Annotated in this window: 6 protein-coding genes and 1 pseudogene; 5 read left to right on the forward strand and 2 right to left on the reverse strand. The window is 61.2% G+C overall.

Annotated elements, in window-relative coordinates:
• Nucleotide 1 precedes the first annotated feature (1 nt).
• Together proQ and HMPREF3138_RS09540 are read right to left on the reverse strand one after the other, a co-directional pair.
• On the reverse strand, nt 2-712 hold the full coding sequence (proQ, locus tag HMPREF3138_RS09535; RefSeq protein WP_004931497.1) for an RNA chaperone ProQ: 711 nt from the start codon (nt 710-712) through the stop codon (nt 2-4).
• Nucleotides 713-808: 96 nt separating this feature from the next.
• On the reverse strand, nt 809-1,306 hold the full coding sequence (locus HMPREF3138_RS09540) for a GAF domain-containing protein (protein ID WP_038877659.1): 498 nt from the start codon (nt 1,304-1,306) through the stop codon (nt 809-811).
• Between the two features lie 255 nt (nt 1,307-1,561).
• Between HMPREF3138_RS09540 and yebS the strand changes: the two genes are divergently transcribed.
• The 5 genes and pseudogenes from yebS to HMPREF3138_RS27020 form a co-directional block, all read left to right on the forward strand.
• Nucleotides 1,562-2,809, forward strand: coding sequence for a membrane integrity lipid transport subunit YebS (gene yebS / locus HMPREF3138_RS09545; protein ID WP_038877825.1), 1,248 nt, complete (start codon nt 1,562-1,564; stop codon nt 2,807-2,809).
• Nucleotides 2,778-5,408, forward strand: a complete 2,631-nt coding sequence (locus HMPREF3138_RS09550; protein ID WP_038877827.1) for a PqiB family protein — start codon at nt 2,778-2,780, stop codon at nt 5,406-5,408. The genes yebS and HMPREF3138_RS09550 overlap by 32 nt, the downstream gene beginning before the upstream one ends.
• A gap of 102 nt (nt 5,409-5,510) precedes the next feature.
• Nucleotides 5,511-6,947: a 16S rRNA (cytosine(1407)-C(5))-methyltransferase RsmF gene (gene rsmF, locus HMPREF3138_RS09555; protein WP_070558945.1), complete on the forward strand. Its 1,437-nt coding sequence runs from the start codon at nt 5,511-5,513 to the stop codon at nt 6,945-6,947.
• Between the two features lie 272 nt (nt 6,948-7,219).
• Nucleotides 7,220-7,756, forward strand: a complete 537-nt coding sequence (locus HMPREF3138_RS09560; protein ID WP_038877665.1) for a Csu type fimbrial protein — start codon at nt 7,220-7,222, stop codon at nt 7,754-7,756.
• Between the two features lie 273 nt (nt 7,757-8,029).
• Nucleotides 8,030-8,262 (forward strand): annotated as a pseudogene (locus HMPREF3138_RS27020) (spore coat protein); the annotation flags it as partial.

Raw genomic sequence — 8,262 nt, forward strand, 5'->3', positions numbered from 1 at the left:
ATCAGAACTGCAAGTGTTCTGCGCGCACAATCATCGCCAGACCGGAAGAGAGCTGCACACGTACGCCATCTTTAGCGATTTCGAGTACGGTAGCATCCATCGCGCTCTTGCCTGCTCTGACTTTGATTTCCTGGCCAATTTGCAGTTTAGAGATATCCGTGACTGGCGCATAACGCGGCTGGCTTTCCTCTTTTGCTGCACGAGGTTGACGAGCTGGCTGTGGGCGAGTTTGTGGGCGCGGCTTGCGGTTTTCCGGCGCGGCTCCGCCTTCGCGACGTGCAGCAGGCTTTTTACCGGCTGGGCGCGGACGGCGTGGCGCGGCATCGGCGGATTCACCGGCGGCTTCACGTTTTTTGGCGTTTTGTTCGGCACGCTGTGCCTGAACGCGCGCTTTGGCTTCTTCAAGCTGCTGGCGAGCATGATCGACATGCTGCTGTTCCAGTTCACCGCACGGATTGCCGTCCAGGTCGACGCGCTGCGCGCCAACTTTGACGCCGTACAGGTAACGCCAGCTTGAGGTGTACAGGCGCAGGGCAGAACGCAATTGCGTTTTGCTGAGATTCTCTTCCCCCTGCACGCGCTCTACCAAATCCTGAAAAATACCGATTTTCAGCGGACGAGCTTCGCCTTCGGCGCTAAAGCAGAGCGGAAAACGCTCGGCAAGAAAAGCAATGACTTCTTTACTAGAGTTCAACTTAGGTTGATTTTCCATGAAATTTCCTGATTACAACGGTATTGCCAACAAGCCACAGGCATGAACAGGCGTCATTATAATGACGCCATCGGTAATTGCCACGTTAACCGTCGATCAACTTGCCGCTACAGTCACATATTTCGCACTGTCACACTGTTCCAGTTGCTCACAAAGCCCCGCCACCACTGCTTTCAGGCCCGCTTCATCCTGTTCGTCGAAGCGTTGATAAACCGTGCTGTCGATATCCAAAACGCCGATCACCCGGCCGCCAACCGCCAACGGCAGCACGATTTCCGCATTGCTGGCCGCATCGCAGGCGATATGGCCCGGGAACGCATGCACGTCGCCGACGCGCTGCACGCGATTTTCCGCCACCGCCGTGCCGCACACGCCCTTGCCCACCGGGATGCGCACGCAGGCGATCTTGCCCTGGAACGGCCCCAGCACCAGCTGGTCGCCATCCATCAGATAGAAACCGGCCCAGTTCACGTCATCCAGACGCTCGTTGATCAACGCGCTGGCGTTGGACAGCGCCGCGATAAAGTTGGTCTCCCCACCGAGCAACGCGCTCAGGTCACGTTTTAATTCCGCGTAGAATTGTTCTTTTGTCATGTGATAACCATTGAAACAGTGAAGATGGCCAGAAGCCCAAAGCTTAGGCCCTATAAAATAAGCATTAAATGCGTATAGCCACAAGGTTAATCATCTGTTGCTTCACAAAACCCTGCCGCTCGGGGTATGTTTGCCGCTCAGAATCCCGGTTTACCTCGTTTTACCGTCCGGCGCCCGATCGCCGGTGACGCGGCCGGTTTATTTTTCAGCTACGCTGACAGTTCCGGCGGGCTCAAGGGCAGCTACTTGTCAAAGATGAAAATACACGCGATCACCGCCCCCCTTTCCAAAGCGCGCCACCAGCGCTGCTGCGAGTGCGACCTGCTGTTCGTGCTGCCGCCGCTCAGCGGCAATCAGGCCGCCTATTGCCCGCGCTGCAACGCCAAGGTGGTGAGCGGCCGCGACTGGTCGATGACGCGCCTGACCGCCATGGCGATCGCCATGCTGCTGCTGATGCCGTTCGCCTTCACCGAACCGCTGATCAGCATCCGCCTGCTCGGCACGCGCATCGACGCCAGCCTGCTGGAGGGCATCTGGCAGATGAGCCGTCAGGGCGATCCGCTGACCGCCAGCATGGTGGCGTTCTGTACCCTCGGCGCCCCGCTGACGCTGGCGCTGTCGCTGCTCTACCTGCGCTTCGGCCACGCGCTCGGCATGAACCTGCGCCCGGTGCTGCTGATGTTGGAGCGGCTGAAAGAGTGGGTGATGCTGGACATCTATCTGATCGGCATGGCGGTGGCGGCGATCAAAGTGCAGGATTACGCCGACATCCAACCCGGTAGCGCGCTGATCGCCTACCTGTCGCTCACCCTGCTCAGCATCCTGACGCTGATCCACGTCAACCTGGAGCAGCTGTGGGAGCGCTACTATCCGCAGGAACAGCCGGAAGGCTCACCGGCGGCGCTGCACATTTGCCTGTCCTGCCACTATACCGGCTACCCTGACGCGCGCGGCCGCTGCCCGCGCTGCCATGTGCCGATGTGCCACCGCCAGCCCTACAGCCTGCAGAAAACCTGGGCGGCGCTGATCGCGGCGATGATCCTGCTGATACCGGCTAACCTGCTGCCGATTTCCATCATTTACGCCAACGGCGTGCGGATGGAAGACACCATCTTCTCCGGCGTGGTCTCACTGGCCACCTCCGGCAACGTGCCGATCGCCGCCATCGTGTTCATCGCCAGCGTGCTGGTGCCTTTTACCAAGGTGATCGTGCTGATCACGCTGTTGCTGAGCATCCACTTCAAAACCTCGCACAGCCTGAAGACGCGCATTCGCCTGCTGCGCCTGGTCACCTGGATCGGCCGCTGGTCGATGCTCGATCTGTTCGTTATCGCCTTGATGATGTCGCTGGTAAACCGCGACCAGCTGTTATCTTTTACTATGGGACCGGCCGCGTTTTACTTTGGCTCGGCGGTCATTTTGACTATTCTTGCCGTTGAATGGCTCGATAGCCGATTGATTTGGGATGCACATGCAACAGGAAACGCCGACTACACCGACTGAAGCGCGGGTCAAGAACAAGCGCCGCATTTCACCGTTCTGGTTACTGCCGTTCATCGCCCTGCTGATCGCCGGGTGGCTGGTCTATAACAATTTCCAGGAGCGCGGCACCACCGTCACCATCGATTTCCAATCGGCGGCGGGCATCGTCGCCGGCCGCACGCCGGTGCGCTATCAGGGCGTTGAGGTCGGCACGGTGCAAAAAATCAGCCTGAGCAAAGATCTGCGCAGCATCGTGGTGGAGGCCAGCATCAAAAGCGATCTGGGAGACTCGCTGCGCGAAGGCACCCAGTTCTGGCTGGTGACGCCGAAGGCCTCGCTGGCCGGGGTCTCCGGCCTCGATGCGCTGGTCGGCGGCAACTATATCGGCATGATGCCCGGCAGCGGCAAGGAGCAAACCCACTTCACCGCGCTCGATACCCAGCCGAAGTACCGCCTGAACACCGGCGAGCTGATGATCCACCTGCACGCCGACGATCTGGGCTCGCTCAACAGCGGCTCGCTGGTCTACTACCGTAAAATCCCGGTCGGCAAGGTGTACGACTACACCATCAGCGAAGGCAATAAGGGCGTGACCATCGACGTGCTGATCGATCGCCGCTTCGCCCATCTGGTGAAAAACAACAGCCGCTTCTGGAACGTCTCCGGCTTCAAGGGCGATTTCAGCCTGTCCGGCGCGACGGTACAGATGGAGAGCCTGGCGGCGCTGGTCAACGGCGCCATCGCCTTCGATTCTCCGGCCGATGGCCAGCAGGCCAAGGGCGACCAGAGCTATGCCCTGTATCCCGATCTGGCCCACAGCCAGCGCGGCGTCAATATCCTGCTGGATCTGCCGAGCGGCAACAACCTGAGTGAAAACCGCACGCCGCTGATGTACCAGGGGCTGCAGGTCGGCACCCTGACCAAGCTGACGTTGCAGCAGGACAGCAAAGTGGTCGGTGAACTGACCATCGATCCTTCGGTGGTCGATCTGATGCGCAGCGGCACCCGCATCGTGATGCGCAGCCCGCGCATCAGCCTCAACGACGCCAAGCTCAGCCAACTGCTGACCGGCACCACGCTGGAGCTGGTACCGGGTGAAGGCGAGCCGCAGCAGCGCTTCAACGTGCTGGACAGCAGCGAGACGCTGTTGCAACAGCCTGGCGTGCTGACCGTCACGCTGAATGCGCCGCAAAGCTACGGCATCGACGTGGGGCAGCCGTTGGTAGTGCACGGCGTGAAAGTCGGCCAGATCCTGAGCCGCACCCTGACCGCCGGCGGCGTGGTGTTCACCGCCGCCATCGACGCCCAATATCGCGGCCTGCTGCACAAAGACAGCAAATTCGTGGTCAACAGCCGCCTCGACGTCAAGCTGGGCATCGACGGCATGGAAGTGCTCGGCGCCAGCGCCCAGGAGTGGGTAGACGGCGGCGTGCGCATTATTCCCGGCAGCAAGGGGGAACCGGGCGGCCAATACCCGCTGTACGCCAACAGCGAGAAAGCCGAGGAAGGCATCGTCGGCAACGCCCCGGCCACCACCCTGACCCTCAGCGCCACCAGCCTGCCGGACGTGCAGGCCGGCTCGGTGGTGCTGTATCGCAAATTCCAGGTGGGCGAAATCGTCAACGTGCGGCCAAAGGCCAACGAGTTTGAGGTGGACGTCTACATCAGCCCGGAATACCGCAAGCTGCTGACCCGCGAAAGCATCTTCTGGGCCGAAGGCGGCGCCAAGGTGCAGCTCAACGGCAGCGGGCTGACGGTGCAGGCTTCGCCGCTTAACCGTGCGCTGAAAGGCGCCATCAGCTTCGACAACCTGCAGGGCGTGACGCTCAACAAGGGCGCCAACCGCGTGCTGTACGCCAGCGAAACCGCCGCTCGCGCGGTGGGCAGCCAAATCACGTTGAAAACCTACGACGCCAGCAAGCTGTCGGCGGGCATGCCGCTGCGCTACCTCGGCATCGACGTCGGTCAAGTGGAGTCGCTGCAGCTGGCGCCGGAGCGCAACGAAGTGTTGGCCAAAGCGGTGCTGTATCCGGAATACGTGCAGACCTTCGCGCGCTTGGGCAGCCGCTTCTCGATCGTCTCGCCGGAGATCTCCGCCGCCGGCGTCAGCAACCTCGATACCCTGCTCCAGCCTTATATCAACGTGGAGCCGGGGCGCGGCCGCGAGCTGCGCACCTTCGAGCTGCAGCAGGCCAGCATCACCGACTCGCGCTATCTCGACGGCCTGAGCGTGGTGCTCGACGCCGCCGAAACCGGCTCGCTGCAGATCGGCACGCCGGTGCTGTTCCGTGGCGTGGAGGTCGGCACCATCACCGGCTTCTACCTTGGCGCCATGTCAGACCGGGTGCACGTCGCGCTGCGCATCAGCAAGAAGTATCAGCATCTGGTGCGCAACAACAGCGTGTTCTGGCTGGCTTCGGGGTACAACCTGCAGTTCGGCCTGACCGGCGGCGTGATCAAGAGCGGGACCTTCCAGCAGTTCATCCGCGGCGGTATCGCCTTCGCCACGCCGCCGACCATTCCGCTGGCGCCGAAAGCGACGCCGAACAAACACTTCCTGCTGAATCCGGAAGAGCCGAAGGACTGGAAAACCTGGGGCACCGCCATTCCGCGCGATTAAATTTCGCATTTTCCTCAGGGCCCGGCATTGCCGGGCCCTGTTTTTTTCCGCTTTGTGATAAACTCTCGCCCTTGTCTTTATTGCACCCTGAGAGTTCGCCCCGTGGCCAAATCCACCGCCGTTTTTCTGCCCCCCGCTTTCCTTGACGCCACCCGCGCCATCATGCCCGCCGAGCTGGCGATGGAAGATTTTATCGCCGCCTGCCAGCGCCCGCTGCGCCGCAGCCTGCGCGTCAACACGCTGAAAATCAGCGTCGCCGACTTCCTGGCGCTGGTGCAGGATTACGACTGGCGACTGGAGCCCATCCCCTGGTGCGCGGAAGGGTTCTGGATCGAGCGCGACGATGAAGAACTGCGTCTGGGCAGCGCCGCCGAACACCTGAGCGGCCTGTTCTACATTCAGGAGGCCAGTTCAATGCTGCCGGTCAGCGCGCTGTTCTCGGGCGGCGCAGCGCCTAATCGGGTGCTGGACGTGGCGGCGGCACCAGGCTCCAAAACCACCCAAATCGCCGCGTTGATGGGCAATCAGGGCGGCATCGTCGCCAACGAATACTGCGCCAGCCGGGTAAAAGTGCTGCACGCCAATATCAGCCGCTGCGGCGTGAAGAACGCCGCGCTGACCCACTTCGACGGCCGGGTGTTCGGCGCCGCGCTGCCGGAGAGCTTCGACGCCATTCTGCTCGATGCCCCCTGCTCCGGCGAAGGCGTGGTGCGCAAGGATCCGGACGCCATGAGCAACTGGTCGCCACAGAGCGTGGCCGAGATCGCCGCCACCCAACGCGAACTGATCGACAGCGCGTTTCATGCGCTGGCGCCGGGCGGCGTGATGGTTTACTCCACCTGCACGCTCAATGCGCAGGAAAACCAGCAGGTGGTGCGCTGGCTGCTGGACACCTACGGCGACGCGGTCAGCGTCGAGCCGCTGGGTGCACTGTTCCCCGGCGCCGACAAGGCGCTGACCGCCGAAGGCTTCCTGCACGTCTTCCCGCAGATTTACGACAGCGAAGGCTTTTTCGTCGCCCGCCTGCGCAAACAGCGCGCCGTGGTGCCGTTGGCGAAGCCGACCTACAAGGTGGGTAAATTCCCGTTCAGCCCGCTGTCCGGCAAAGAGGCGGCGCTGGTCGCCCAAGCCGCCGCCGCATCCGGCTTAACCTGGGGCGATGACAGCCGGCTGTGGGAGCGCGACAAGGAGCTCTGGCTGTTCCCGGCCGAGCTGGAACCGCTGTTCGGTAAAGTGCGCTTCTCACGTATCGGCCTCAAGCTGGCGGAACGATTCCCGAAAGGTTTCCGCTGGCAGCACGAGGCGGCGATCGCGCTGGCCGGCACCGGCGACAAACCGCATTTCGAACTGGACGCCGCGCTGGCGCAGGAGTGGTATCACGGCCGCGATCTCTACCCGGAGCAGCCGCCGGCCGGCGATGAATGCATCGTCACCTACCAGGGCCAGCCGCTGGGCATCGCCAAGCGCATCGGCAGCCGCATCAAGAACAACCTGCCGCGCGAGCTGGTGCGCGACGGCGCGCTGGATTTTCACCTGTAATCGATCCGGTGCCGGGGAACCGCATCCCCCGGCGCCAAAATAACGCTAATAATATTCCTATCGTCATTCGTTATTATTCTAATCATTTCCAAGTTGCACTATTCCGCCTCCCCGTCCGTATATCCCCGCCGGAAAAGAAAAAAGTTTTTAGCCTTTGATCAAGACAATTTCGCGTTCTTATCCTATTAATTTAAATGTAAGTAAATTAATGCGTTCAACTCAGCTCTGGGTGGCGTTTTTGCGGGCTTTCTCTGACACGGCAAGGAATCATGATGAATAAAACTCTGATGGTTTTGACCTCGGTAGCACCTCTGCTGTGCATCAGTGGCACAGCCAACGCAGCGGGCACCATTCAGGGCACGCTGGGCGTAACGATCACCATCGGCGCCGGCTGTGTGGTCACCGGCGGCAACAGTTCCGGCACCACCAACGACTTTGGTTCGATCAGCTTCGGGACTTACTCCTCGCTGGCCAACGTCATCACCGCCAGCGCCACCGGCAGCGGCGGTACCGGCACGCTGGGGCTGAACTGCACCACCGGCACCAACTATACCGTAGCGCTGGACAACGGCCTCAACGCCTCCGGCAGCCAGCGGCGCATGGCCAGCAGCGTGCCGGCCTACATCAGCTACAACCTTTATCAGGACAGCGCCCACGCCCTGCCGTGGAACAGCACCACCGGCACGCTGACCGGCACCGGTACCGGATCGGCGATACCGCTGATCGTTTACGGCCTGGTGCCTGCCGCGGGAACGACCCCGGCGGCGGGCGTCTACAGCGATACCGTCACCATGACCGTCACCTGGTGAGTTTCATCGTCAACGGAGCGCCGTCAGTGCGCTCCGTTATTCATTAAGTAATAATATTCCCACCCGCATTATCATTACCCCCTTAGTGTTCATGCCTGTGACACGGCCGCCGCAGCGAACCTGCGATCGCGGTTAAAAATAAATAAAGTTTTTAATCTTTTAGCGCGACATTCTCACGTTCTTATTCTATTAATTAATCTGTAAATAGATTAATGCATTTGACTCATTTTTCGGGCTTTTTGGCAGGCTTCTCTACTACGGCAAGGAACCACGATGAAAAAGACTCTGGCGGCATTAACCTCGGCAGCACTTCTGCTGTGCGCCTCTGGCACCTCCTACGCGGCGGGCACCATTCAGGGCACGCTGGGCGTCACCCTGACCATCGGCGCCGGCTGCGTGGTCACCGGCGGCACCAGCTCCGGCACCACCAACAGCTTCGGCTCCATCAGCTTCGGCACCTACTCCTCACTGGCTAACGTCATCACCGCCAGCGCCACCGGCAGCGG

The sequence above is a fragment of the Serratia sp. HMSC15F11 genome, from assembly GCF_001808215.1.
GTDB lineage: Bacteria > Pseudomonadota > Gammaproteobacteria > Enterobacterales > Enterobacteriaceae > Serratia > Serratia nevei.

Coding starts and splice junctions, on each gene's coding strand:
- proQ (WP_004931497.1), bottom strand. CDS start 712: ATGGAAAATCAACCTAAGTTGAACTCTAGTAAAGAAGTCATTGCTTTT.
- HMPREF3138_RS09540 (WP_038877659.1), bottom strand. CDS start 1,306: ATGACAAAAGAACAATTCTACGCGGAATTAAAACGTGACCTGAGCGCG.
- yebS (WP_038877825.1), top strand. CDS start 1,562: ATGAAAATACACGCGATCACCGCCCCCCTTTCCAAAGCGCGCCACCAG.
- HMPREF3138_RS09550 (WP_038877827.1), top strand. CDS start 2,778: ATGCAACAGGAAACGCCGACTACACCGACTGAAGCGCGGGTCAAGAAC.
- HMPREF3138_RS09560 (WP_038877665.1), top strand. CDS start 7,220: ATGAATAAAACTCTGATGGTTTTGACCTCGGTAGCACCTCTGCTGTGC.